The sequence below is a fragment of the Chelativorans xinjiangensis genome (genome assembly GCF_009812055.1).
Taxonomy (GTDB): Bacteria; Pseudomonadota; Alphaproteobacteria; order Rhizobiales; family Rhizobiaceae; genus Chelativorans; species Chelativorans xinjiangense.
This window is the reverse complement of record NZ_WQNH01000010.1, coordinates 77,352-101,677: the sequence shown is the minus strand read 5'-3', so window position 1 is coordinate 101,677 and position 24,326 is coordinate 77,352. Positions and strand designations below refer to the sequence as shown.

At 63.0% G+C, this 24,326-nt stretch carries 25 protein-coding genes and 2 pseudogenes; 11 read left to right on the top strand and 16 right to left on the bottom strand.

The annotated features are described in order from the left end of the window. Positions 1-24 precede the first annotated feature (24 nt). From GM910_RS09605 to GM910_RS09575, 7 genes are all read right to left on the bottom strand, one after another. Entirely contained in the window at positions 25-1,590 is a 1,566-nt protein-coding gene (locus tag GM910_RS09605) for a GMC family oxidoreductase (protein ID WP_159587295.1), read from the bottom strand. A gap of 2 nt (positions 1,591-1,592) precedes the next feature. Next, positions 1,593-2,201 carry a thiamine pyrophosphate-dependent enzyme gene (locus GM910_RS09600; protein ID WP_159587294.1) on the bottom strand — a complete coding sequence of 203 codons (609 nt, stop codon included), beginning with the start codon at positions 2,199-2,201 and terminating at the stop codon, positions 1,593-1,595. Further along, positions 2,198-2,698 carry a thiamine pyrophosphate-binding protein gene (locus tag GM910_RS09595; RefSeq protein WP_159587293.1) on the bottom strand — a complete coding sequence of 167 codons (501 nt, stop codon included), beginning with the start codon at positions 2,696-2,698 and terminating at the stop codon, positions 2,198-2,200. The genes GM910_RS09600 and GM910_RS09595 overlap by 4 nt, the downstream gene beginning before the upstream one ends. A gap of 94 nt (positions 2,699-2,792) precedes the next feature. After that, positions 2,793-3,713: a LysR family transcriptional regulator gene (locus GM910_RS09590; protein ID WP_159587292.1), complete on the bottom strand. Its 921-nt coding sequence runs from the start codon at positions 3,711-3,713 to the stop codon at positions 2,793-2,795. A 73-nt stretch (positions 3,714-3,786) separates the two neighbouring features. Then, complete coding sequence (locus GM910_RS09585) at positions 3,787-4,419, bottom strand: glutathione S-transferase family protein (protein ID WP_159587291.1); 633 nt, start codon at positions 4,417-4,419, stop codon at positions 3,787-3,789. After that, complete coding sequence (locus GM910_RS09580) at positions 4,419-5,144, bottom strand: Rieske (2Fe-2S) protein (protein WP_159587290.1); 726 nt, start codon at positions 5,142-5,144, stop codon at positions 4,419-4,421. Before GM910_RS09580 ends, GM910_RS09585 begins: the two co-directional genes overlap by 1 nt. Positions 5,145-5,165: 21 nt before the next feature. Next, on the bottom strand, positions 5,166-5,405 hold the full coding sequence (locus tag GM910_RS09575) for a hypothetical protein (protein WP_246225937.1): 240 nt from the start codon (positions 5,403-5,405) through the stop codon (positions 5,166-5,168). A 479-nt stretch (positions 5,406-5,884) separates the two neighbouring features. Here GM910_RS09575 and GM910_RS09570 point away from each other — a divergent pair, with 479 nt between their 5' ends. The 10 genes and pseudogenes from GM910_RS09570 (at position 5,885) to GM910_RS09530 (ending at position 15,963) form a co-directional block, all read left to right on the top strand. After that, entirely contained in the window at positions 5,885-7,006 is a 1,122-nt protein-coding gene (locus tag GM910_RS09570) for a BMP family ABC transporter substrate-binding protein (protein ID WP_159587289.1), read from the top strand. Positions 7,007-7,089: 83 nt separating this feature from the next. Next, complete coding sequence (locus GM910_RS09565) at positions 7,090-8,679, top strand: ABC transporter ATP-binding protein (RefSeq protein WP_246225935.1); 1,590 nt, start codon at positions 7,090-7,092, stop codon at positions 8,677-8,679. Then, positions 8,679-9,725 carry an ABC transporter permease gene (locus tag GM910_RS09560; protein WP_159587288.1) on the top strand — a complete coding sequence of 349 codons (1,047 nt, stop codon included), beginning with the start codon at positions 8,679-8,681 and terminating at the stop codon, positions 9,723-9,725. Before GM910_RS09565 ends, GM910_RS09560 begins: the two co-directional genes overlap by 1 nt. A gap of 5 nt (positions 9,726-9,730) precedes the next feature. Then, entirely contained in the window at positions 9,731-10,666 is a 936-nt protein-coding gene (locus tag GM910_RS09555; RefSeq protein ID WP_159587287.1) for an ABC transporter permease, read from the top strand. An 8-nt stretch (positions 10,667-10,674) separates the two neighbouring features. After that, entirely contained in the window at positions 10,675-12,075 is a 1,401-nt protein-coding gene (locus GM910_RS09550) for an 8-oxoguanine deaminase (RefSeq protein WP_159587286.1), read from the top strand. A gap of 18 nt (positions 12,076-12,093) precedes the next feature. After that, positions 12,094-12,948 (top strand): aromatic ring-hydroxylating oxygenase subunit alpha, encoded by an 855-nt coding sequence (locus GM910_RS09545; protein ID WP_159587285.1) that lies wholly within the window; start codon positions 12,094-12,096, stop codon positions 12,946-12,948. Beyond that, positions 12,945-13,484 (top strand): amidohydrolase family protein, encoded by a 540-nt coding sequence (locus GM910_RS27610; protein WP_281354881.1) that lies wholly within the window; start codon positions 12,945-12,947, stop codon positions 13,482-13,484. The genes GM910_RS09545 and GM910_RS27610 overlap by 4 nt, the downstream gene beginning before the upstream one ends. Beyond that, the gene (locus GM910_RS09540; protein ID WP_281354880.1) at positions 13,453-14,319 is read left to right on the top strand and encodes an amidohydrolase family protein; all 867 of its coding nucleotides are present in this window, start codon (positions 13,453-13,455) and stop codon (positions 14,317-14,319) included. Before GM910_RS27610 ends, GM910_RS09540 begins: the two co-directional genes overlap by 32 nt. Before the next feature lie 81 nt (positions 14,320-14,400). Next, positions 14,401-14,585 (top strand): annotated as a pseudogene (locus GM910_RS27805) (Fe3+-hydroxamate ABC transporter ATP-binding protein FhuC); the annotation flags it as partial. Between the two features lie 209 nt (positions 14,586-14,794). After that, positions 14,795-15,963, top strand: a pseudogene (locus GM910_RS09530) (IS3 family transposase). On the opposite strand, the gene GM910_RS09525 reads toward GM910_RS09530, so the two are convergent. The 6 genes from GM910_RS09525 to argE all read right to left on the bottom strand — a co-directional run bounded on the left by GM910_RS09525 (position 15,960) and on the right by argE (position 20,994). After that, positions 15,960-16,361 (bottom strand): RidA family protein, encoded by a 402-nt coding sequence (locus GM910_RS09525; protein ID WP_159587284.1) that lies wholly within the window; start codon positions 16,359-16,361, stop codon positions 15,960-15,962. The pseudogene GM910_RS09530 and the gene GM910_RS09525 sit on opposite strands and share 4 nt — an antisense overlap. Before the next feature lie 54 nt (positions 16,362-16,415). After that, positions 16,416-17,321, bottom strand: a complete 906-nt coding sequence (locus GM910_RS09520; protein WP_281354882.1) for a DMT family transporter — start codon at positions 17,319-17,321, stop codon at positions 16,416-16,418. Between the two features lie 84 nt (positions 17,322-17,405). Further along, entirely contained in the window at positions 17,406-18,005 is a 600-nt protein-coding gene (locus tag GM910_RS09515) for a MarR family winged helix-turn-helix transcriptional regulator (RefSeq protein WP_159587282.1), read from the bottom strand. Positions 18,006-18,173: 168 nt separating this feature from the next. Further along, on the bottom strand, positions 18,174-18,383 hold the full coding sequence (locus tag GM910_RS09510; RefSeq protein WP_159587281.1) for a hypothetical protein: 210 nt from the start codon (positions 18,381-18,383) through the stop codon (positions 18,174-18,176). Next, complete coding sequence (locus GM910_RS09505; protein ID WP_201285450.1) at positions 18,383-19,714, bottom strand: MFS transporter; 1,332 nt, start codon at positions 19,712-19,714, stop codon at positions 18,383-18,385. Before GM910_RS09505 ends, GM910_RS09510 begins: the two co-directional genes overlap by 1 nt. Continuing rightward, on the bottom strand, positions 19,711-20,994 hold the full coding sequence (gene argE / locus GM910_RS09500) for an acetylornithine deacetylase (RefSeq protein WP_201285449.1): 1,284 nt from the start codon (positions 20,992-20,994) through the stop codon (positions 19,711-19,713). The genes GM910_RS09505 and argE overlap by 4 nt, the downstream gene beginning before the upstream one ends. Before the next feature lie 220 nt (positions 20,995-21,214). On the opposite strand from argE, the gene GM910_RS09495 reads away from it, so the two are divergent. Then, positions 21,215-21,559, top strand: coding sequence for a YciI family protein (locus tag GM910_RS09495; RefSeq protein ID WP_159587279.1), 345 nt, complete (start codon positions 21,215-21,217; stop codon positions 21,557-21,559). Between the two features lie 27 nt (positions 21,560-21,586). Here GM910_RS09495 and GM910_RS09490 read toward each other — a convergent pair whose 3' ends face one another. The 3 genes from GM910_RS09490 to GM910_RS09480 are packed head-to-tail and all read right to left on the bottom strand — an operon-like array spanning position 21,587 to position 24,295. After that, positions 21,587-22,384, bottom strand: coding sequence for an ABC transporter ATP-binding protein (locus tag GM910_RS09490; protein WP_159587278.1), 798 nt, complete (start codon positions 22,382-22,384; stop codon positions 21,587-21,589). A gap of 1 nt (position 22,385) precedes the next feature. After that, the gene (locus tag GM910_RS09485) at positions 22,386-23,321 is read right to left on the bottom strand and encodes an ABC transporter permease (protein ID WP_159587277.1); all 936 of its coding nucleotides are present in this window, start codon (positions 23,319-23,321) and stop codon (positions 22,386-22,388) included. Positions 23,322-23,332: 11 nt separating this feature from the next. Further along, a complete protein-coding gene (locus GM910_RS09480; RefSeq protein ID WP_159587276.1) occupies positions 23,333-24,295 on the bottom strand; it encodes an ABC transporter substrate-binding protein in 963 nt (320 codons plus the stop codon). Positions 24,296-24,326: the final 31 nt, after the last annotated feature.

Below are 24,326 nucleotides of genomic sequence, written 5' to 3'. Positions count from 1 at the left end.
CTTGGTCACGGGGGGCATGCGGGTTCAGGCCGCCTGAAGCAGGAAGTCTGCGGCGCGCTCGCCGATCATGGTGGCGGGGGCATGGGTGTTGCAGCTCGGGATGACGGGGATCACGGAGGCATCGGCCACATGCAGCCCTTCAATTCCGCGTATGGCCAGGCGGCTGTCGACCACAGCGCCTTCGTCCTCCCCTATGCGGCAGGTGCCGCAAGTGTGGAAGAAGGTGGAGCACGCAGAGCGGATGAACGCGATCGCCTGCCTGCGATCGAGTTTTCCGCCTGGGGCGGCGAAGCCGGCGAACCAATCCCTGAAGGCTGACGTGTGCGCCAGCTCCATCACGAAACTGACTGCATCGACCAGGTCCTGGAGGTCGGCGGGTTCAGCCAGGAAATTCGGTTGGATCTCCATCGGTGCTCCCGGTCCTGCATCGAGCAGGCGGAGGTAGCCGCGGCTTCTGGAGCGCATCAATCCAACGCCGATGGCGAACCCATCGGCTGAAAGATCGTACTGCCCGGCAAGCTCGGGTGTGGCGCTGCGGCCTTGCACGGGAAATGCGTGCAGATTGGGCTGGGCAAGGGAGGGATGCGACTTCCAGTTCACCATCGAACCGCCTCCATTGTCCCGCACCGGCCCAAGCGGTCGTTGGGCGCGAAAATTGATCGCGCGCACCAGCGGATGATCCTGCAGATTCCGGCCGACCCCGGGGAGGGCGGCCTTGACCGAAATGCCAATCCGTCTGAGGTCGCCCGGCTCGCCAATTCCAGACATTATGAGGAGCCGCGGCGTGTCGATGGCACCGAGCGCGAGGATGATGCCTTGCGCCGCCTCCGCCTCCACGGCAATGCCCGCGCGAACGTACCGGACCGCTTTGCAGCGATTGGCTTCGAACCTGAGGCTCTGTGCCTCAGCTTCTGTCATGATCGCCAGATTCTCTGCATTCAGCACCGGCCAGAGATAGCCTCGCGCCGAGCTCCAGCGCTTGCCCGAGCAGATATTGAAGTTGGATAGAGCGGCGCCTTCATTTTGCGCTCCGTTCGGATCATCGATGCGGGCGATGCCCAGCTCCGCGGCGCTTTCGATCAGCGCCAGTGCGATTGCGTGCGGGTCTGGGCTTCGTTCGATTCGCAACGGACCACCCGCACCGCGCCATTCACTTTCGCCGCCTTCCCAGTCCTCGCAGCGCTTGAAATAGGGGAGCACGTCGGCAAAGCCCCAGCCCCTCGCGCCGGCTTCCTCCCAGGCGTCGTAGTCGGCGGCATGGCCGCGATACCACATCATGGCGTTGATCGAGGACGATCCTCCGAGGACTCGCCCTCTGGGAATGCCGATCGTGCGGCCCATCACATGATCCGTGGGCGCATAGTCATATCCCCAGTCGTAAGCGCCGCGACCGAGCGGCACCCAACCCGCGGGGTCGTCCAGCTCAGCAATACCGATACCGGCGGTGCCGGCCTCCAGAAGGAGCACGTCCGCCCCCGCATCGACCAGCCGTCGGGTGACCGCCGCGCCGCCCGAACCGCTACCGATGACAATGAAGTCGTAGCCTCTTTTCGGCGACCTTCGCGGGATTGTCGGCGTGGCGGTCGGCATCGCTAGTTGTGCTCGCTCGGGCCCATGATCACGATGCCTTCGGTCGCCTCCACATGGCGCACGAAGATGTACTTGTCCTCGCGGCCATCGCTATGCTTTCGCTTGATGTCCGGCTGCACGGTGCCCGCGACCTTCGCAACGATGATGAATGGGCCTTCCATGGAAAGACCTTTCGCGCAAAGCGCGTCGAACTCTTCAACCGTTGTGGCTATGTGAGCATGCTCGACGCCCGCGCCGCGGGCTATGGCGGCGAGGTCGACACGGCCGGTCGCCGTGTGCGTCGGCGGACCGCCGATGGACTGGTAGCACTCGTTGTCCCAGACGACGACGAAAAGGTTCTTCGGCTGCTCGTTGCCGAGCGTGGCCAGGATTCCGAGATTGAAGAGCAGGCCGCCATCGGTATCGAGCGAGACGATTCGGCGGTGCGGAAGGCCGGCAGCAAGGCCGAAGGCCTGCGGGGTCACGCACCCCAATTGCTGTTGGAAAAGGCCCGCCTCCCGCATATGCGGAGCGGCGTTGTACCACTCGTCCACGCTGCCGCCGAGCGAGAGGATGACGAGCTCGTCCTTGAGGCGGGCGGCCAGAGCCTTCATGCAATCGAAGCGCTTCATCGCACCACCTCGCCGCCCAGGGCCACTCCCGAGTGATAATAGGCCGAATACGACCAGGAATAGGCATCCGCAATCGCGCGCTCGATCTTCTCTTCTTCGCGTATGACCTGATAGGGGATGCGAAGTGCGTTGAGCACCGGTTCCATGGTGATGCCGTGGGGAATGGCCCACCAATTGTTCTCGCCCAGCTCGCCGCGATAGCTCATCAGCATCACGACAGGGATTCCGGCCCCCAGGCCCATTCGCGCCAGCGGCTCGACCGCGGCGCGCAGGCCTGAATTTTCCATGACAAGCGCGGCCCGCTTGCCGGACAGGAATACGCCGCCGCAGATCGCCGCACCTTCCCCCTCGTTGGTGACGCGGATGGTGCGGATGTCGGGGTCCGCGTCGAGCGCCGGATAGAGCTCCTTGAACAATGAATCCGGCAGGTAACACACAATGCTCACGCCGGCCTTCTTCAAGCCGCGAATGACGGCTTCGACTGCACTTTGCTTCATCATCGACCTCCAGTCGCGGAGAACGTCGCAGACGCAGGGTGTTCGCAATAGACGATGATTCTCGATCGGGTGATTGCGTAGAACGCAACATCTTTCACCGCGCCAGCCGCTCCATCGAATGCGCGAGGAGAGTGGCGAAGGCGAGCGCCGCATCCGACATTTCCTTCTCGGAGCGCGAAAGCAGCATTAGGCGGCGCGGGCTGAGCTTCGGGTCGCGCAAAGGCACGAAGTGGAGGGTCCCGGCAGCGATTTCCTGCTCGATCCCCACCCGCGTCTGCAGCACCGTCCCAAGATCCATCTTCGCCATGTCGACCATGAGGCCGATGGAATTGGTGTGCGAGCGCATGGCGAGGTCGACCTGCAGCCTATTGATGGCCTCGTCCACCATGTGCCCGAGCGTCAGGCTAGAATCGGAGAGGATGAGGTGCTCGCCGACGATATCCGACAGTTTCAACTCCTTCCGGCCGGCAAGGCGACCGTCGGGGCGGGTAAGCACGCCGAGTGGAAGGCTCACCGTCGCCATCTTGCGCACATGGCGCGGCACGCGCGGGTCGAAGGCCATGGCGAGGTCGCAGTCCCCGTCGGCCACCGCATCGCAGCAGGCCTGCGATCCCGCCACATGTACGTTGACCGTGATGTGGGGGTACCGCGACCAGAACGACTGGAGCGCCGCGGGCATGAGACCCCGCGCGACGCTTTCGATCACAGCCACCGAAACCGTGCCGCGCCGCAGACCTTGCAGCTCGCTGATTTCCGACCAGGCGCGGCTCAACTCGCCCGTGCTGACACGAGCATGATACAGCAGGAGCTCCCCCGCGCTCGTCAGCTTCAGGCGCTGACGTACGCGCTCGAAGAGCGGCATTCCGAGCTCCTCCTCAAGGGCTCGCAGGATACGGCTGACGGACGAGGGAGCAGCGTTCAGCGCCTCCGCAGCCTGCCGGATCGACCCCAGGCGCACTACGAGCTGGAAGTAGTGTATCCGCGGGGAGACCAGGCCGAGGCGATACGGGTCCATCGGGCCCGCTCAGGCAGTGTCAGCGCTGGAGTTGATCTGCTGGAAAGAGCTGGCAAGCGCGGTCATGGCGGCCTCAATGATAGTCGGGAATGCCAGGCATGGTTGTGAACCCGGGAAGCTGCCGGACATACCTAGCCCAGTTGCGTAGTGCCGGATATTCGTCATGGTCGACGCCGAAGTCGCGGCTAAGCGCGAAAGCAGGAAAGAGCGCAATGTCGGCGATCGTCGCATGGGGTGCTGCGAACCAGCTTGCTCCTGCGAAGCTGCGGGCAGTCATGTGATCGTCCATGATGCGCAGCATGCGGGCCGCTTCGGTGCTGAGGGCCGTCCCGTCGCCGGGGGCATCGAACAGGGCCTGTTCTCTGGCCTCCCGCGCGACCGACAAGTCGCTTGCGGCGAACTGGAGCCATTGCATGACGGATGCAAACGCCGCAGCTTCCGCCGGCAGCCATTTTCCCGAACCGTCATAGGCGCGCGCCAGGTGCGCCAGAATGGCTTCGGCTCCGTGGAGAACCACGTCGCCGTCCCTGAGAATTGGCAGGCGGCCGAGGGGATTGAGGTCCAGCAGGGGCGGCTTTGTCTGCTCTTTGCCTGGGAAGGCATCGACGGCGATTGCCTCGTACTCGACGCTGAGGATGGAAAGCGCCAACCGCACTTTGTAGCAGGCATCATCGAGCTCGTAATTATAGAGCGCCAGCGCGGGCATTACACCGCCTCCCCAAGCGCAGTCGCAGCCGGTTCCACCTGCACGGTTTCCGCATCGTGGCGCAGCGCGTTTGCCCAGCGCAGAAAATGCAGCTGTCCTGCTCCCTGATAAGCGGCAGCAGGCCCGGCGATGACGATATGGAGTGCGGTGCGGGATCCCGACAAAGCCTGTACGCCGATCAACAATGCGTCGGTGCCGGCACGGATTCGGAAGAGCGTAGGGCTTACCGGCTCGATCTGCGCCGGCCCCGCCTCCTGCGTGAAGGACCGCGGCGGGTGGTCCCGCAGCAGGTTCAAGGCCCGGCCCGTGCCGCCACGGAGATAGAGGCTGCGCACAGGCAGGGTTTCGGTGGCGGATCTTGAGGGGAGCGGCGGAAGATCGGGGCCGAGCGCCGCCCAGATCATTCCGTCCTGCTCGGCCGCGCCATAGGTCTTTACCTTGATGGCGGGCGGTACTTTGATGTCCGGATGCGCCGGGATGTAGCGGCACTGGCCTGCAGCATCATACTGCCAGCCGTGGTAGAGGCACGCGATGTGGTCACCCCGCACGAAGCCGAAGCTCAGCTTCATGCCGCGATGCGGACAGCGATCCTCCCATATATGCGTGGCCTCGCCCGTATCGCGCCAGACGACCAGTTCCTCATCGAAGAGCCGCGTCCCCGCCGAGGTCGCCGGCTTGATCGACGTCGAGAGCGCCACCGGGTGCCAATCGTTCCTTTCTTCCATGTCTTTCTCCGGAATCGGCGTTCAGGCTGCATGCCTGCGCAGCACATCCAAGACGATGCATTCATAAGGGCCGAGACTGCATGCCATTTCGAAGGCATCAACCAGGTCCGGTTGGCCGCTCACCACGAGACTTACCGCATCGTCGCTGGCTGCATCGATTGCAAGTTCAAGGTCGAGGCGGTCGGCCCTGTGCTGCGCGAACTCGATGAAGGCTTCCGCTTGCAGTCTGCCCTCAAAGACCAGATGCGCTTTTGCGACCACGCGTTGCGACCTATCGAGCAAGCGCTTCGCAGGCGGCCATGATCCTGCCTGGAGATTCCCCTTCCGCCGGATACCCAATCTGCCGTGCCATCGCTGTCCCCGTCTGTTTTTATTTTAGGCGCCTGCATTAAAAATAGGCAATATTGGGATTAGTCTATTTCATGTGCACTGCCTATCTAGTCCTGACAAAATCCAGGCGTCAAGTGTTGCTGGAAAAGCAACGGCCGCATCCGGAATTAGCCCCTATGCGCAACGCCCCTTGTCCGAAATTCTTCGCAGCCTAGGCCGGACGGGGCGGGATTGCATGAGTTCGAATGCACTTCCACGGGCAAGCGGACGTCACGAGAGCGCGGATATTCGCATTCGATGGCCAATCGAACAGTGCCGCACCGCTTGGCATGCGGGTTGCATCGGGTTGATGAAGCCAATGCCTGGCAGGGCCCGCTGGCCGCAAGAGCATAAGATCGATGAGGGGAATCATGATTGACCTGAAAAGACTATCCCGCCGGGGGCTCCTCAACATGGGAGCCATAGGAGCCGCATCGCTCGTGATGCCGAAGGGTTTGTTGCGTCCGGCATACGCGGCAGAGCCACTGGCCCCGATCGCGGAGGAGGACGCCGTCATCGGCTTCGGCCATGTCGGCCCGATCACTGACGAGGGCTGGACCTGGAGCCACCATCAGGGTCTGCTCGCCGTGCAGGAAGCCTATCCGAAGCTGAAGAAGATCCACGAGGTGGAGAACGTCCCCTATTCGGCTGATGCGACGCGAACATACCGCCAGTTCGTGAGCGAAGGCGCCAACATGATCTTCGACACCTCTTCGACCGGCGACTTCCTTCATGAGGTCGTCCGCCGTGCGCCGGACGTCGCCTTCATGGAATGCGACGGCCACGCGATCATGGACAATCTGGGCTGGTATTATCTTGCCCATTGGTACCCGACCTATATCGTCGGCGTGGCCGCCGGGCATCTGAGCAAGACGGGCAAGCTCGGCTACGTCGCCTCCTTTCCAGTGCCGTCGGTATTCTGCAGCACGAACTCCTTCCTCATGGGTGCGCGCTCGGTCAATCCGGACGCGACCCTGCAGACCATCGTCATCAATTCCTGGTTCGACCCGCAGGCCGCGACGCAGGCCGGCACCGCGCTCATCGACAATGGATGCGACTTCCTCTTCGGCATCATGGATGAGGCGGGCTACCTTCAGGTCGCCGAGAAACGTGGCGTGTGGGCGGCTATGTGGAACACCGACATCCGCCGCTATGGGCCCAATGCCTACGTCTCGTCGATCATCATCGACTTCAAGGATTTCTATGTAGACCAGGTGGGCAAGCGGCTTGCCGGCACCTGGGTGCCGGGAGAGCACATCCTGCCGCTCGCCGGCGGCGTCGACCGCGATGTGTGGGGCCAGAACGTGCCGAAGGAGGTGGGCGATGCCGCCGATGCGGTTCGCCAGAAAATGCTGGACGGCTGGTCGCCTTTCGTTGGCGAGATCAAGGACGCGTCGGGCGCGACGCGCGTGGAGGCCGGCAAGCAGATGACCGAGCTCGATCTCTACACCTGGGATTGGTCGATCGAGGGCGTCAGCGGGCTCAGCGGTTGAAGGTCGCGGGGTGACAACGGGGAGGGGCAGGCAGCGCTCGCCCTCTGCCTGCTTCCTCCCCCGCTTCTCCCTCGATGCCCGCAATGTCCGGTTCTGCCATGAATGACCTCTCCAAGAACTCGCGCGCTGCCCCCGGAACCCCGCCGCTGGTCCTTCTCAAGGGTATCGCCAAATATTTTCCCGGAGTTGTCGCCAACGAGGATGTCGACCTGGAGGTCATGCCCGGGGAGATCCATGCGCTGCTCGGCGAGAACGGCGCCGGCAAGTCGACGCTCATGAACATCCTCACCGGCATCTACCGGGCCGACGCCGGAGAGATCATCATCGACGGCTACCGCGTGGATTTTTCGTCGCCTCTTGACGCCATCGCGGCGGGCATCGGCATGGTGCATCAGCACTTCAAGCTGGTGCAGGCCTTCACCGTGGCCGAAAATATCCATCTCGGCTGGCAGGAAACGCCCTGGCGCGCCTCGACCCGCAAGCTCGAGGCACGGACGGCGGAGCTGGCGCGGAGTTTCAATCTGCCGGTCCGGCCCGATGCTTTCGTGTCCGAGCTTTCGACGGGCGAGCAGCAGCGGGTGGAGATATTGCGGGTGCTGGCCCGCAAGGCGCGCGCGCTGATACTTGATGAGCCGACGGCCGTGCTGACGCCGGCCGAGGCACGCGAGTTGTTCAAGGCGCTGCATGCGTTCCGCGACGGGGGCAACTCCGTCATCTTCATCAGCCACAAGCTGGAGGAGGTGCTGGAGATTTCCGACCGGATCACCATCTTGCGCGGCGGGCGCAGGGTCGCGACCGAGCGGGCGGCCGACTGCAACCCGCGCATGCTCGCAAGGCTGATGGTCGGCCGCGACATCGTCCTTTCCGATATGCGCCGGCGGCCGAAAGGTGCAGCGCCCGTAACCGCCGAGCCGGTGCTCCGGCTCGAAGGCGTGTCGGCCATGGCCAACGACGGGTCGACCACGCTTTCAAACATCACCCTTGGGGTCCACGGAGGCGAAATCCTCGGCATCGCCGGTGTGGCTGGCAACGGCCAGCGCGAGCTGAGCCATGTTCTGGCCGGCCTTCTGGCGCCGTCTTCCGGCCGGATCCTCATCGACGGAACGCCGGTGGAACGATTTGATCCGGCACGGTTCGCAGCGTTGGGCATCGGCCATATACCGGAGGACCGGCTGGCGAGCGGCTTGGCGCCAGCCCTCAGCATAACGCAAAACGCGGTGCTTCGTGAGTATGGGAAGCCGCCTGTTTCTCAAGGGGGTCTCTACAGGCCCGATGCCGCTTACCGCCTGTCCTTGGAAATCGCCAAGGCGGCAAGCGTCACCGTTCCGGATTTCTCGATGCCCATCCGCAATCTTTCGGGCGGCAATCAGCAGCGGCTCGTTGCGCGCCGGGAGATGCGGATCGCCCGCAAGGCGCTGGTGGCGGCCTATCCCAGCAGAGGCCTCGATGTCGGGGCGATCAACATAATGCTGAAATACATCGCGGAACTGCGCGATCAGGGAGCCGGCATCATATTCATCTCGGAAGATCTCGAGGAACTCATCAGCCTCTCAGACCGCATAGCCGTGCTCTACGAGGGAAAGATCATGGGAGTGGTCGAGAACCGCGACATCGATATGGACGAGATCGGTCTCCTGATGGGGGGGCGGCAGCGGGCGATGGTGGCGGCGTGATGGTCGAGTGGCGTCTTCAGCGCCTGCCTTCGGCGGGCACCGGCGCGGCACTTGGGGCGCGGATCGCCGCCGTCCTGCTGGCGCTCGGGGTGGCGGCAGTGGCGCTCGTCCTGGCCGGCCAAAATCCGTTCGCCCTTGCGGCGCAGGTAATCAGGGCGACCTTCGGCTCGACCTTCGGCCTGGAGGATCTCGGCCTTCTCCTCATTCCGCTTCTGCTAACCGGATTGTCCGTAGCGGTCGGACAGCAGATCGGGGTGTGGAATATCGGCGCGGAAGGCCAGTTCTACATCGGCGCGTTCGCCGCCGCCGCCGTCGGCCTCTTCCTGCCCGGATCGGCGGCCTTGATCCTGCCTCTCATGTTCGTTGCTGGAGCGGTCGGGGGGATGTTCTGGATCCTGGTGCCGACTTTGGCCCGCGCCTATGCCGGGGTTAACGAGCTGATCACAACGCTTCTTCTCAATTTCGTCGCGGCGCTGCTCGTCTACTACGTGGCGACCGGCCCATGGCGCGAGCGCGGGGGCGTCTCGAATTCCGCGACCGCACGCATTCCAGCCGAAATACCGGAGTTCTGGGGCCTCGTGCACTGGGGGCTGCCCGCAGGCGTTCTCATGGCGCTTGGCTTTGCGGCACTTCTTGCCTACTCCCGATGGGGATACGAGGTTCGGTTTGCCGGCTCGAACGCGAAGGCCGCCCGCTATGCCGGGATGCCGGTGCGCCGACATTTGGTTACGGTCATGCTTCTGTCGGGTATGATCGCTGGGATCGGGGGCATGCTGGAGATCGCTGGCACGGTCCACCGCCTGCAAGGCGGCATCTCCAACAATTTCGGCTATCTCGGCATCATGGTCGCGGTGCTGGCGCGCAATTCCTGCCTGGGCGTCATCGCTTCGGCGGCGTTCATGGCCGTCATCCTCAATGCGGGCATCGTGCTCCAGACGCAAGGGCTGACCTCGGCCACTGTCCTCGCCATCACGGGGCTAATCCTGTTTCTGACCGCTGTCGGCGACGAGGTCTCCCATTATCGTATCGTGCGCGGAAAGGTTTGACCGCCATGGACCTTCTCACGAGCCTGCTTGCCACCGCGTTCCTGGCGGGCGGCGTTCTGGCGTTCGCCGCGCTTGGCGAGGTGCTTGCTGAGCGCGTGGGCGTCGTCAATCTCGGGGTCGAGGGCCTGATGGCGATGGGCGCGGTGACCGGCGTCGCGGCGGTGACCGCCGTGCCGTCGCCCGCGTTTGGCTTCCTGGCGTCACTGGCCGTAGGTGCCGCGTTGGGCATTGCCTTCGCAAGCGCCACCGTATTCCTGCGCGCCAACCAGGTGCTTTGCGGGCTCGCTTTGACGCTGATCGGTACCGGCCTTTCCGCCACGGTCGGCCGCGGCTATTCCGGCATGCCGTCTCCGGCTGTCTTCGAACGCGTTGAAATCCCGCTTCTGAGCAAAATTCCCGTCCTTGGCCCAGCGTTGTTCTCGCAGAACATCCTCGTCTACCTGATTTACATCGTCCTGCCGGTGGCGCTTCACTATCTGATGTTCCGTACCCGCCACGGGCTCAACCTGCGTGCGGTCGGCGAAAATCCGGCCGCGGCCGACTCGGCCGGCATCCCGGTCGGCCTCATCCGCTTCGCCTATGTCGTAGCGGGATCGGCGCTCTCCGCCGGAGCGGGCGCCTATCTCACGCTCGCCTTCGTACCCTCCTGGTCCGACGGCGTGGTGGCCGGGCGCGGGTGGATCGCAGTCGCTTTGGTGATCTTCGCTGGCTACCGCCCCATTCCGGTGGTGCTTTCCGCGCTGTTTTTCGGCTTCGTCACCGCGCTGGGCTTCGTCGGCCAAGCGCGCGGATGGCCGGTCGGCGCCGCCGTCCTCTCGATGATGCCTTACCTTGGCACCATTGCGCTCATCATCGTCCCGGTGCTCGCCTGGCAGAAGGTGCGGCGGCTGATGGCGGCCCCGGCCTCTCTCGGAGAACCCTATCATCGCGACCTGCGCTAGGAGCCGGCATGTCGACGCTTCTCGTCAAGAACATCGCGCTGCTTGCAACCTTCGACGACGGGCGGCGGGAGATTCCGGACGGGGCGCTGCTCGTCCGCGACAATGTGATCGAGGCGGTGGGCACGACGCATGAGCTGGGCGGGCGCCGTGCAGATCGCGCGCTCGACCTTTCCTGCCATATCGTGATGCCCGGCATGGTCAACACCCACCATCATATGTACCAGAACCTCACCCGGGTGATGGTGCAGGATGATGAGCTTCTCGTCTGGCTGAAGACGCTCTATCCGGTTTGGGCCGAGCTTGATGACGAGGCGATCGCGGCATCCGCTCGCATCGCCATGGCTGAGCTGATCCAGTCGGGATGCACCACCAGCTCCGATCACCTCTACGTTCTGCCGAACGATTGCACGCTCGATACCACCATCGAGGTGGCGCGCGAGATTGGTCTGCGCTTCCACGCGGCGCGCGGCGCCATGTCGCGCGGAGAAAGCCAGGGCGGGCTGCCGCCCGACCGATGCGTAGAGAAGGAGGAGGACATCCTCAAGGATGCCGAGCGGCTGATCCACCGCTATCACGACAATTCCCGTCACTCCATGAGCCGGATCGTGCTGGCGCCATGCTCGCCCTTCTCGGTGACACCCGGCCTGATGCAGGAAGCGGCGGCTATCGCCCGCGCGCATCCCGGCGTCCACCTCCATTCGCATCTGGCCGAGGAGCTCTTCGAGGAGACCTACTGCCAAGAAATCTACGGAAAGCGGCCGGTGGAATTTGCCGAATCCGTCGGCTGGCTCGGCCCGGATGTCTGGTTCGCCCACGCGATTTTTCTGAGCTCGGCTGAAATCGATCGGTTTGCCGAGACGGGCACTGGGGTGGCTCACTGCCCCTCTGCCAACATGCGTTGCGGCCAAGGAATCGCCAAGATCCGCGAAATGCTGGACAAGGGGGTGAATGTCGGACTCGGCGTCGACGGCTCGGCCTCGAACGACACCTCCAATATGTTCATGGAGGCGCGGCTCGCCATGATGCTGCAGCGTGTGGCGCCTCACAAATATCTGTCCGAGGCCCCCGGCGGCCGTGGCGGCTTCGGCGGAACGCCGAAGGCGCTTTCGGCGCGCGAGGCGCTGGAGCTGGCCACGCGTGGAGGTGCTCGGCTGCTCGGCCGCGACGACATCGGCTATCTCGCGCCTGGCATGTCCGCCGATTTCATCGCGGTGAATCTGAACCAGCTCGGCCTCTCCGGAACCGAGCGCGATCCCCTGGCGGCGCTCGTCCTGTGCGGACCCTTCCGCGTCGAATATTCCTTCATCAATGGAAAGGAGAACATTGCCAAGGGCGCGTTCACCGGCTTCGATGTCGAAGCTGCGCTTGCACGGCACCGCAAGACGATGGATCGTCTCCACAGGTACTGAACGGCAGGAGTGGCAAGAATGACACCGGCGGAAAAGGCGGCACTTGATCAATGGTACTGCATCGAAGCCCTGCAGGATTTGCCCGCGGGCACCACCATGAACAGGCTGCTGGGGATCGATTTGTCCGTCACGCGCTCGGCGGCCGGCAAAATCACCGTGAAAATGGCAGGGGAGGCGGCCGCTCTCCCCGCTACCGAGCGCTACGGCTATCTCTGGACCACACTCGGCGCCCCTTCGCGTGACCTGCCCGAGATTGCAGAAGCTTTCGAGGAAGACCGGCGGAAGGTGGTCTGCGGCGCGATTTCGGTGAAGGCGTCCGGACTGCGGATCGTGGAGAACTTTCTCGACATGGCGCATTTCCCCTTCGTTCATACCGATATTCTGGGTGCCGAGCCGCACACGGAGGTGCGGCACTACACGACCGAAATCCGGCGTGACGTGGACGAGGTCTGGGCGACCAACTGTCAGTTCTTCCAGCCGCAGGCAGCGCTTTCGGCAACCAGCGGGATCATGACCCAGTATATGTATCGTGTCATGAGCCCCTTCACGGTGATGCTCTACAAGACCTGTCCGAACTCGGACAATCGCTGGGACGCGATCTGCCTTTTCGTCCAGCCGCTCGACCACGATCGCTGCCGCGCGCACCCCGTCATGTTCCTGATCGACGAAACCTCCTCTCTCACCGAGCTGGTCCAGTTTCAGCAGCTCATTTTCCTGCAGGACCGCATCATCCTGGAGAATCAGCGTCCGGTGCTCCTGCCGCTTGAGCCGCGCGCGGAAATTCCCACCCGCGCCGATACGTCCTCGGTTGCCTATCGTCGGTGGCTCAAGGAAAAAGGCATCGTCTACGGAACGACGCAAGCCGCCGCATGAAGACGCTTCGCGGCAAGGCCATCCTTGCGGACGGCTTCCATGCGCCCAGGCTTGGGGCGGTCGAAGAGCTTGATCGGATGCTGGTGGAGGTGGGGGAGGATGGAACGATTGCCTCCGTCCGCCGCCCCGGCGATGCGGACTACGACGTGACGGTCCAGGCCCATCGCCAAGCGCAGAAGCTGCTTGAGCTTGGCTCGGGCACCTACCTTTTGCCCGGCCTGGTCGATCTTCATGTGCACGCGCCGCAATATCCGCAGCTCGGCCAGGCGCTCGACGTGCCGCTGGAAGACTGGCTGCAGAAATACACCTTTCCCCTCGAGGCGCGCTACGCGGACATTGGCTTTGCGAAGCGCAGCTATCGTCTGCTTGTCGACGACCTCATCGCGAACGGCACCACCACGGCCGTCTATTTCGCAACGATCCATCAGGACGCCACCCGCATTCTCGCCGACACCTGCCTCGAACGGGGTCAGCGCGCGCTGATCGGAAAAGTGGCGATGGACAATGCCGGACCAGTGCCCATCCTATTATCGTGACAGCTTGGCGACCGAAGCAATCGAGGGCACGGGTGCGCTCATCGAATATATCCGAAACCATCCGGACAACCATGAAGGCCTGGTTCGTCCAGTAATCACCCCGCGCTTCATCCCTTCCTGCACCGACGCAGCCCTCGAGGGCTTGGGCGCACTGGCGAGAGAATGCGGCTGTCACGTCCAGACACATTGCTCGGAGAGCGATTGGGAGCATGAATATGTGCTCCATCGCTATGGTGTGACGGACGCCGCCGCGCTTGCCCGCTTTGGCCTGCTTGGCAGGCACAGCGTTCTTGCTCACGGAAACTTCGTGACGACGGAGGACATCGAGACGATCGGTGCGCGCAAGGCGGCTGTCGCTCACTGCCCGCTGTCCAACATCTACTTCGCCAATGCTGTCTTCCCGCTGAGGGCGGTCCTTGAGAAAAACATTCATGTCGGGCTTGGAACCGACATTTCCGGAGGCCCGAGCAGTTCCTTGTTCGAAAGCATGCGCGCGGCCGTCCTGGCGTCGCGAATGCTGGAATCCGGCACCGATCCCGATCTGCCTCCGGAAAGGCGCAGCCTGCGTGCCGCTTCGCGCATCGACTTCCGCCATGCGTTCTATCTCGCGACGACCGGCGGCGGCGTTGCGCTTGGCCTGCCCATCGGACTGTTCGCGCCCGGCTACCACTTTGACGCCATTGCCGTTGACACTGCCGCAGTGACCGGAATGATCCGCCTGTGGGACGATCTCGACAGTGGTGAGCTCGTCCTGCAGAAGATCGTCTATACCGCATCGAGGTCCAACATCGCTGCAGTCTGGATCGGCGGAATGCAAGCGCCACGACAGCCCTGACTGTCGCGTTAAGAACCGGAACTTTCTCAGGCGCGCACCGGTTGCCGTGCGACGGCCAAGGATCTGATTCAGTACGCTTCGCTGAAGGTGCTGTCGCTGCTTCAGAGGCTGAGCCATTCCAAAGGGCTCGGCGTGGTGCTGGTGCTGCACGACGTCAACATGGCGGCTCGCTACTGCGCCGAGAATCATCGCGCTTCATAGCGGCAAGCTGATCGCCCGGCTCGCCGGCTGAGGTCACGACCTCCGGCGAACTGAAGCGGATCTACGTTCGCAACCACAGCAAATTTTCGCCTCGGCTGCGTCAAAAATCGCCAATAACGCACCGGCTTAACCTCCTAAACTTCCGCTTACACGCGTCCCGTCCGCCCCCGGGCTGGCACGACCGGGCAACTATCTGTTCGTCTGTAAAGATGGTCTGCCCCCTGAAAAGTGGTCCTCCCTGAAGTAGGCTATTGGTCGTTAGAGAGGATTTGGAATGCCCCAGAAGAAACATCAGCCCGAAGAGATCGTCGCGAAGCTGCGCCAAGTCGATGTTCTGCTGTCACAAGGCCGATCGGTTGGCGAAGCGGTTCGTTCGATCGGTGTGACGCAGTTCACCTGTTATCGCTGGCGCAAGGAGTTTGGCGGCCTGAAGGGCGACCAGGTGAAGCGTCTCAAGGAGCTTGAGAAAGAGAACGACCGGCTGCGCGAGGCGGTGTCGGACCTGGCGCTCGAGAAGCTGATCCTCAAAGAGGCTGCCTCGGGAAACTTCTGAGCCCCGCCCGCCGCCGCCGCTGCGTCGACCATGTCATGGTGAAGTTCTCCGTCTCGGAGCGCTTTGCCTGCAAGGTTCTCGGCCAGCATCGCTCGACCTAGCGAAAGAAACCTGGAGGCCGGCTGGATGAAGAGACGTTGACCGCTGACATCATTCGGCTCGCTTCCCGGTATGGCCGCTATGGCTATCGCCGGATCACGGCGATGCTGCGGTCCGAGGGTTGGACGGTGAACGCCAAGCGTGTCGAGCGTATCTGGCGGCGGGAGGGGCTGAAGGTTCCACAAAAGCAACCGAAGAGAGGCCGTCTGTGGCTGAATGACGGATCGTGCATCCGGCTTCGGCCCGAACGCCCAAACCATGTCTGGTCCTATGACTTCGTCGAAGGCCGGACCCACAATGGCAGGAAGTTCCGCATGCTCAACATCATAGACGAGTTCACCCGGGAGTGCCTGGCGATCCGGATCGATCGCAAGCTCAACTCCACCGACGTCATCGACGTCCTGTCGGATTTGTTCGTCCTGCGCGGCGTGCCTGGCCATGTTCGTTCGGACAACGGGCCGGAGTTCATCGCCAAAGCCGTGCGGGAGTGGATTGCAGCTGTCGGCGCGAAAACCGCGTTCATCGAGCCAGGAAGCCCTTGGGAGAACGGCTACTGCGAGAGCTTCAATTCAAAGCTTCGCGACGAACTGCTCAACGGCGAGATCTTCTACAGCCTCGCCGAGGCCAAGGTCATCATCGAGACGTGGCGGCGCTACTACAACACCGAGCGACCGCACTCATCGCTCGGATACAAACCGCCAGCACCGCAGGCAATCGTCATGCTTGCGACACCGAGCGGATCGGCACCATCATCTGCCCAAGCGACGGCGGGAAAGCCGATCATGCATTAAGACTGAAACCGGACCACCTCATTGGGGCAGGCCAGCTTTAAATAGGCAATCGCCTCGATTTCCACGCGAACGTCCAGCACAAGCGCCGAAACAACGGTGGATCGTGCCGGCGGCCCTTCGGCAAAAAACTCCCGATATGCGTCGTTGAAGCCAGCGAAGTCATTCTTGTCCGTCAGCCACACCGTGGTCTTGACGATGTCGCCAAGACCCGCCCCGAGAGGCTGCAGTGCCGCCTGTATATTCAGGATAGCCTGACGGGTTTGTTCGACGATACCGCCGTAGATGAGACGGCCATCCTCGCCGAATGGCAGCTGACCCGATACGAACAGAAGATCCCCTGCGTTCACCACGCTGCTCAGCGGCACGGTTGGGTGGACGCCGTAGACGGTCTTTGGCATTCGCTTTTCTCCTGGGTTCAGTCGCAGCCTGAGTACACCCGCGCAAGCTTCTCTTTATGCATCGGTCCGGGCCGGGCTGGAGCTTGCCGGAGCTTTCGCGTTGGAATTGCCGAGAACGATCACATTGCCCCACAGGATGGCCGCACTGCCTGCAATGATCGGGGCAGTCAGTTGAAGGCCCTCGAACATCATGGACAGTGCGAGAGCTACAAGGGGAACCGCTGACAAAGCGTAGGCGGCGGCGGCGGGTCCGATTCGATGCACGAGGCTGAAATACATAGCGAAGGTCACGCAAGAGGCTAGGATCGCGAGATAGACCAGCCCGGCAATATAGGGGGCGGTGACGGCGGGGCGCAGATCGACCCCTGCGACGACTGCCCAACCGAATGAGAAGGCGGCACCCGCAAGAGCGCTCCAGCCCATGATCACCGTCACCGGTAGGCCCGCGCGCTGGTTGCGTGCCGCAACGACGGTCCCGCACCCTGTGCAGAACGCTGCTGCCACGGCCCACAGGACACCCGGTACCGTATCGGATGTTGCACTGAAGGCAAGAAACTGCGGCAGCACGACCACTGCCAATCCCGCAATCCCGATGCTCAGCCCCGCAAGGAGGTGCGCACTCGGATGGGTTCTCAGAACGAGCGAGGCCGTGAGTGCTGCCGCAAGCGACGAGGTGGACAGGATGAGCGCCGCGATCCCACTCGGGATGTGGGACGTGGCGTGATAGAAGCTGATGAAGGAAAGGCCGAAGAAGAGGACGCCCTGGAGGACGATCCATCCCCGGTTCGTTCCTGCAACGCGCAGAGGCGTTTTCCTCGCGAAACACCAGACGAACATCACGATGCTGACCAGCAGCATCCGATAGGCCACCGACACCGCAGGATCGGCGGACACTGCCTGATGGGCCGTGACCACCGCCGCGGAGCCCCAAAGGACGACGGTTGCGAGGAAAAGGAGCACATTCGTCACGGTCGACGACGCCCCACTCGCGGACTATCGACACCGGCCACGCGCAATGAGGCATCTGATCCGTCGATGCAAGCTTCAGTCATTGCCGTCCTTCGCCTTGCGTCCTGAACGCGCGTTGGGTCGAAGCCCCTCAGGTCGCTGCTCGAAAAATCCGCGCCACCCACGAGCCAGCATGCCCGCACTGGCATCATCCAGACGCCTCAGGACATCGTCGAGCATGGCCATCTCCTCGGGCGCGATTTGCGTGGTCAGTTCTGCGTCGAGACGTTTTGACAGGGCCGAAATCTCCTCGAAGGCTGACCAACCCTCCTTCGTAAGCTCAATGGAGGCATAACGCTTGTCAGTCTTCCCGGTCCGCCGGCGCGCAAAACCGTTCTCGACCAGCGATGCGATGGCGCGGCTGACGGTGAACTGGTCGAGACCACCGGCCTGACAAATTTCCCTGGCGCTGGCGCCGGGGCGATTGGCCACGATAGCCATGGTTCGCCAAGCCGCCCGCGACAGTCCGTAGCGCGGCCCGTAGAAACTCGTCAGCAGATCGGCGACCCGCACGGAGATGGTAAAGAAGCGAAAAGGCAGCCAGCTTTCGAGGCGAAGAAGTTCGGCTTCCGAGGACGCCTCGTCCCCCTCCTGATCCGCGGTCGGGTTTCGATTTCGATTGAAAAACGCTTGCATTGTGCAATTATATCCTAGGCCGTTTTTTGTCGCAACCGTGCTGGTCGAACCCACCCGTCCTGAAAATCAGGAGTGCGACATGCCTTTTGTCGTTCATTGTATCGATCGCCTCGATGCGGAAGGCTTGCGGCAGGAAACACGTGCGATCCACCTTGAATACATGATCCGTCATCCTCTTCGGCGGGCCGCTGCCGGCCGGCGACGGGGTACCGGCGCAGAGCTCAGCAACCGTCGCGCGTCGAGTGTGACACGATTGTGACGCAGCGTATTCTCGGCTTCGGGCCCGCTGTCGTAGAAATCGATGATCATCATCGGCAGGGCGTGTCGCGCCAGCTTGCGATACTCCGCAATCGAGTGAACCGTGCCGTCGCTTTCCATCAGCGGGCCTCCGAACCAACAACATTGATGTGAGGCCCGGACATCGGGAGACGCGAACACAACACGATGAGGGCGATAAGGCTTAGCGCGGCAGCAGCACCAGCATAGATGCTAGGCGCGAGATTGCTTCCGGTCGTCGCGATCAGCCAGGTGATGATGAACGGGGCAAACCCGCCGAAGACCGTTACGGCCAGATTGTAGCAAAGCGACAATCCGCTGGTTCGCGTACCTGCCGGGAAGAGCTCAGCCAGCAACGCCGGGAGTGGCGCGAAATAGGCTGTGGCGAGTAACCCTGCTACAATCTGCACAACAATCAGGCGTTCCAGGCCGGGCGCGGCTGCAAGCCACGCGAAGAGCGGGTAGATGCAAACCAGAAACACGGTCGCCGCCGGAATCATGATCCTGAAGCGCCCGATCCGGTCGGAGCAGTGCCCGAACACGGGGGCCAGGCACAGCTGGATCAGGCCAACGAGGCTGATCGCGGTGAACGCAGCCGAGGCGGTTACGCCGAGCTGGCGGATCGCATAGGTAGGCATGAACAGAACGAGATAGGCTGAAACGGTCGCGAAGATCACCGCGCCGATGCCGAAGACAAGGCGCAGCGTCTGATTTGCCACGACGCAGCGTAGCGGCGACTTCAGTGTCTCAGCGGGGCGAAATTCGGGGGATTCATCGATCTTGCGCCGGATGTGGAACGCGACCGGCCCGAGCGAGAGACCGAACAGGAAGGGAATGCGCCAGCCGTGGTCTCCAAACGATTCCGCGGCGAAAACGCCGGAAAGAGCAATGCCGAATGATGCGGCAAGCATGATCATCAGGCCCTGGCTCGCCACCTGCCAGCTTGCGAAGAAACCGCGGCGGCGCGGGTCCTGCTCGGCCAGCAGCGCGGTGGCGCTGCCGAATTCACCACCTGCCGAGAGACCTTGAAGCAGCCGCGCCAGTGTAATGAGAATGGGCGCAGCGATGCCGATCGTCTCATAGGTCGGCATAAGAGCGATCATCGCCGTTCCGAGGACCATGAGGACAATCGACAGGGAAAGCGCCGCCTTCCGGCCCTTGCGATCGGCATAGCTTCCGATGACCACCGCTCCTACCGGCCGCATGATGAAGGCGACACCGAAGGTGGCAAAGGTCAGCAGCAGAGACGCGGTCCCGCTTTCCGTCGGGAAGAAGAGCCGGGCGATGGTGGCGGCGAAGAACCCGTAGATCGCGAAATCGAACCATTCCAACGCATTGCCGATCGATGCCGCAACGATCACCCGCCGTTGGTTCGGTGTCACCTTGTTGAACTCTGCGGATTCGGATTGCGAAACCTGTGAGGCGATGGTCACGATGCTGTCTCCTTGCTGGAAAGAGGTTCCGAGGCGCGCACGCACATGCGCTTGGCGAGTTCGGAGAGAACCGCCTCGCAACGCGCGATCTGCGAAAGTTCGACATATTCGTCGGCCGTATGCGCCTGCGCGATGTCGCCCGGCCCGCAGACGACGGTGGGAATACCGGCCTGGCTGAAGATCCCGGCTTCCGTTCCGTAGGCGACCTTGCGGATAGCGGTGTCACCGGTGACGGCACGCACGAGGCGCGTGAACGCGCTGTCTTCCTGCGGTTCCAGCGCAGGAGCGGCCGCCAGCCGTTCAAAGACGATGTCGGCCGCCCCATCGGCGCGGTGGCGCATGGGCGGGAGAACCTCTGTGCGCGCGTATTCCCTGATCCTGTCGAAGACCGCGTCGGCGGACGTACTGGGCAGGTTGCGGAGCTCGAAGGTGAAAGTGCAGGAGGCAGGCACGGTGTTTACGGCGATGCCGCCCTCGATCTGGCCGACCTGCAGAGTCGTGAAGGGCACATCGAAGCCGTCGGAGAACGGCCCGCTCCGCGCGAATTCATCCGCCATGGACTGCATGTGGACAATGATCCGTGACGCGAACTCGATGGCATTGATGCCTTGCGGGGCAAGCGACGAGTGCCGCGCCAGCCCTTCAACTCTGCACCGGCCGACATTGGCGCCCTTATGGGCACTGACAACCTTCATCATGGTGGGCTCGCCGACGACGCATCCATCGGGAACGATGCCGCTGGCGATCATGTCCTGAACCATTGCCGGCGCACCCAGGCAGCCGACTTCCTCGTCGTAGGAAAGGGCAAGATGGAGCGGGGCTTGCCTCGGCTTGTCGTGGTGCGCGACGGCTACGGCAATCGCGGTGCCGACGAAGCCCTTCATGTCGCACGTACCGCGGCCATAGATACGACTATCGTGTATGACGGGCAAAAAGGGAGAAGATGACCAGGGCTGCCCGTCGACGGGGACTGCGTCGACGTGGCCTGACAGGCAAAGGCCTCCTGTGAGCCTTCCATCACCCGATGGAAGCGTCGCGAGAAGGTTCGCCTTGCGGCCCGTGGTGTCGTACGTGATGCGGAAAACGAACCCGAGCAGTGCCAGCGTGGCCTTCACGTCCTCGATGAGGTCGAGATTGGACTTGTGGCTGGTTGTGTCGAAGGCGACCAGCCGCTTGATCCAAGCAACGGCCGTCTCGCTCGGCTTGCACGAGTCCCGCTTTCCGCCTTGAACGTTGACGCTGTTACCAGACGGCTCGGACGGAGCCTCGGCAGCTTTCACTGTCTCTCGCATGTGGAGTGCATTGCCCGTTGCTTCGGCCACGACGCCAGACGTCAAGCGCCGAAGCGCGACGTTTCATCGATGGCCCAGGTTCCTCTCTGGCGCGGCGGCTTCGAAGTCGCCATCGTTCCATTCATTGCATTTTATTTGCATTGTGCAATTATATCCCAGGCTGCTTTTTGTGGCCGGACCGACCCGTCCTGACAATCAGGAGTCCGACATGCCTTTTGTCGTTCATTGTATCGATCGCCTCGATGCGGAAGGCTTGCGGCAGGAAACACGTGCGATCCACCTTGAATACATGATCCGTCATCGCGCCGTCATCCTGTTTGGCGGGCCGCTGCTTGCTGCGGACGAGAGCAGGACCATTGGAAGCCTGATGGTTCTCGACCTGGCGGACGGGGCGGCCGTCGATGCTTTCCTTGCAGGCGAGCCGTACACGCGTGCCGGGCTGTTCGGCGAAGTCCGTATCGAGAAGCTGCGCCAGATGGTTCCGGAGAGCCGGCCCGGTCTGCTCGAGGACGAGTTGGGGAGGGAGCGGGAGGCCCGACGCAAGACAACCTGAAACCGGTCGAGGGCATTTCCCGAGCATTCACGACAGCACGAGCTGGTCGTCTTCGACCGGCTCCCCGGTGTTCCTTTTGAACAATTCCATCAGCGTGCCCACCTCATAACGGCGTCGCTCCTCGCCAGCGACGTCAAGCGCGATGCGGCCAGCGGTCATCATGATGGTCCGGTCTCCGTAGTCGAGGGCCTGGCGCATGCTGTGCGTGACCATCAGCGTCGTCAAAGCCTGCTCCTTGTTGATCTCGGCCGACAGTGCCAGAACCTGCGCCGCCGCGCCGGGGTCGAGAGCCGCGGTATGCTCGTCGAGGATGAGAACCTTCATCGGAAGGAGCGTGGCCATTAGTAGGCTGACGGCCTGCCGCTGGCCGCCCGACAGCGTTCCGACCGGCGAGGTGATGCGATCCTGGAGCCCGAGACCAAGCCTCTCCAGTTGTTCCGCCAGGAACGCGCGGCGGCGCGAACCGCCCAGCGCGTTGCGCAGGTTCCGGCGACGTCCCCGGCTTGCCGCGAGCGCAAGGTTCTCCTCCACGCTCAGGGAGGCGCACGTTCCGATGCGCGGATCCTGGAAAACCCGCCCGATCACGCCGGCCCGGGCGCGAGCGGGCAGTAGCGTGAGGTCTTTGCCGTCGACCGCTACCCTTCCCCTATCGGGTCTCACATCACCGGCCACCATCGAAAGCAGGGTGGACTTGCCCGCGCCGTTCGTGCCGATCACGGTTACGAACTGTCCCGCCGGCACATCGAGATCGACGCCACGGAGTGCTTCCACCGCAAGGGCCGTCCCGGGATTGAAGGTAACGTGAACACCGCGCACGCTGAGCATCTCAACCACCTCGCTGCGGCTGGAACGTCGAGCGCAGACGCGTCATGCCGAGCCGAACACGTGCGGCGCCGGCAAATCGCGCTTTCGACGCAACCACCGCCACAGCCACGACCAGCGCGGTGACGAGATTGAGATCCTGCGCCTGGATACCGAGTACGCCGGCACTGAGCGCCACTGCGATGAAGAAGCGATAAAGGATAGCCCCTGCGAGACAGCCCACGGTCGCCCATGCGACCTTCCGCGCCTTGAACACGGCTTCGCCGATGATCATTGCTGCAAGTCCCGTCACGATGGTTCCGATGCCCATTGACACGTCGGCCACGCCAACGCTTTGCGCGAAGAGAGCGCCTGCCAATCCCACCATGCCGTTGCTGATTGCCATTCCGACAAGGACCATTCGATCGTTGTCGATAGATTGCGCGCTAGCCATGACAGGGTTCTCGCCGCTCGCCCGCAAAGCAAGGCCAAGCTCCGTCCTTAGAAACCAGTCAAGCAGCAGCTTGACGGCAAGGGCGATCACCGCAAGCACGATCGCGTTCGTCCAGAGGCCGGGCCCGATCAGCGACTCGAACGGAGTAAAGACGGTTTCGGATCCGTACAGCGAGGTATTGGGGCTACCCATGATGCGCAGGTTGATGGAATAGAGCGCAACCATGGTCAGGATGCCGGCGAGAAGGTTCATGACGCCGAGCCGCACGTTGAGCACGCCCGTGACCAGCCCCGCCACCGCGCCGGCGGCCACGCCGAGGGCGGTGGCGAGAAAGGGATTCAACCCATTGACGATCCCGACCGCGGCCGCAGCAGCCCCGAGCGGAAAGCTTCCGTCGACAGTAAGGTCGGGGAAATTCAGGAGGCGGAAGGACATATAGACGCCCAGCGCCACCAGCGAGAAGATCAGTCCGGCCTCGATGGCGCCGGACAGGGCGAACATGCTCATCGGGGTGCCCTCTACTCAACGACCACGGCGGCCGATGCCAGCGTTTCAGCAGGAATCGTGACCCCCATGGCTTCCGCCGCCTTCGGGTTCAGGTAGAGGTCCTGCGTTTCGAGAACGCCGACCGGGATCGATGCCGGGCTTTCCCCACCGAGGATGCGCGCGGCCATCGCGCCGCTCAGCTTTCCAAGCTCGTAGTAGTTGAAGCCGAGCGCCGCCACCGCACCGCGCTTCACCGAGTCGGTATCGCTGGCGAAGACGGGAAGCTTCGCGCGTTCGCCGACGGAAACGACGCCTTCGATGGCGGAAACGACAGTGCTATCGGTAGGAATGAGGATCGCATCGACGCGTCCGGCAAGACTGCGCGCAGCGTCTGGCACCATTGCGGATTGCGACGCCGTGGATTCCACGACCTCGAAACCGGCGGCTGTGACCTCGGCGGTCAGAGCCTCAACCTGGGATACGGAATTCGCCTCTCCCGAATTGTAGATCACGCCGAGAGTCTTTGCATCGGGAAGCAGCGAGCGGATGAGGTCGAGCGTCGGACCGAAGGGCTGCATGTCGCTCGCTCCGGTGATCATCCCGCCGGGCGTTTCCAGCGAGGCGACGAGCTTTGCGCCGACAGGATCCGTCACCGCAGAGAAAACGACGGGCACATCGCCCGCAACGCTCTGGAGCGCCTGGGCCGACGGTGTGCTGATCGCGACCATAAGGTCGGGCGCCAGACCCGCAAACTCTCGCGCGATCTGCTGCTGTGTCGGAACGCTGCCCTGGGCGCTTTGTACGATCAGCTCCAGCCGCTCTCCCGCATAGCCGGCTTCCGAAAGCGCATCGACGATGCCCTGCCGAGCCGCGTCGATCGCGGGATGATCGATAATATAGGTGAGCGCCACCTTTTTCGGTTCCGTGTCCTGGGCAAGGCTAGATGAGGCAGCAGCCGCAAGGGCGAAAAGGGCGGCGATAATTCGACCGGTCATACGCATGAGAAGTTCCCCATTTTCGTTCTTG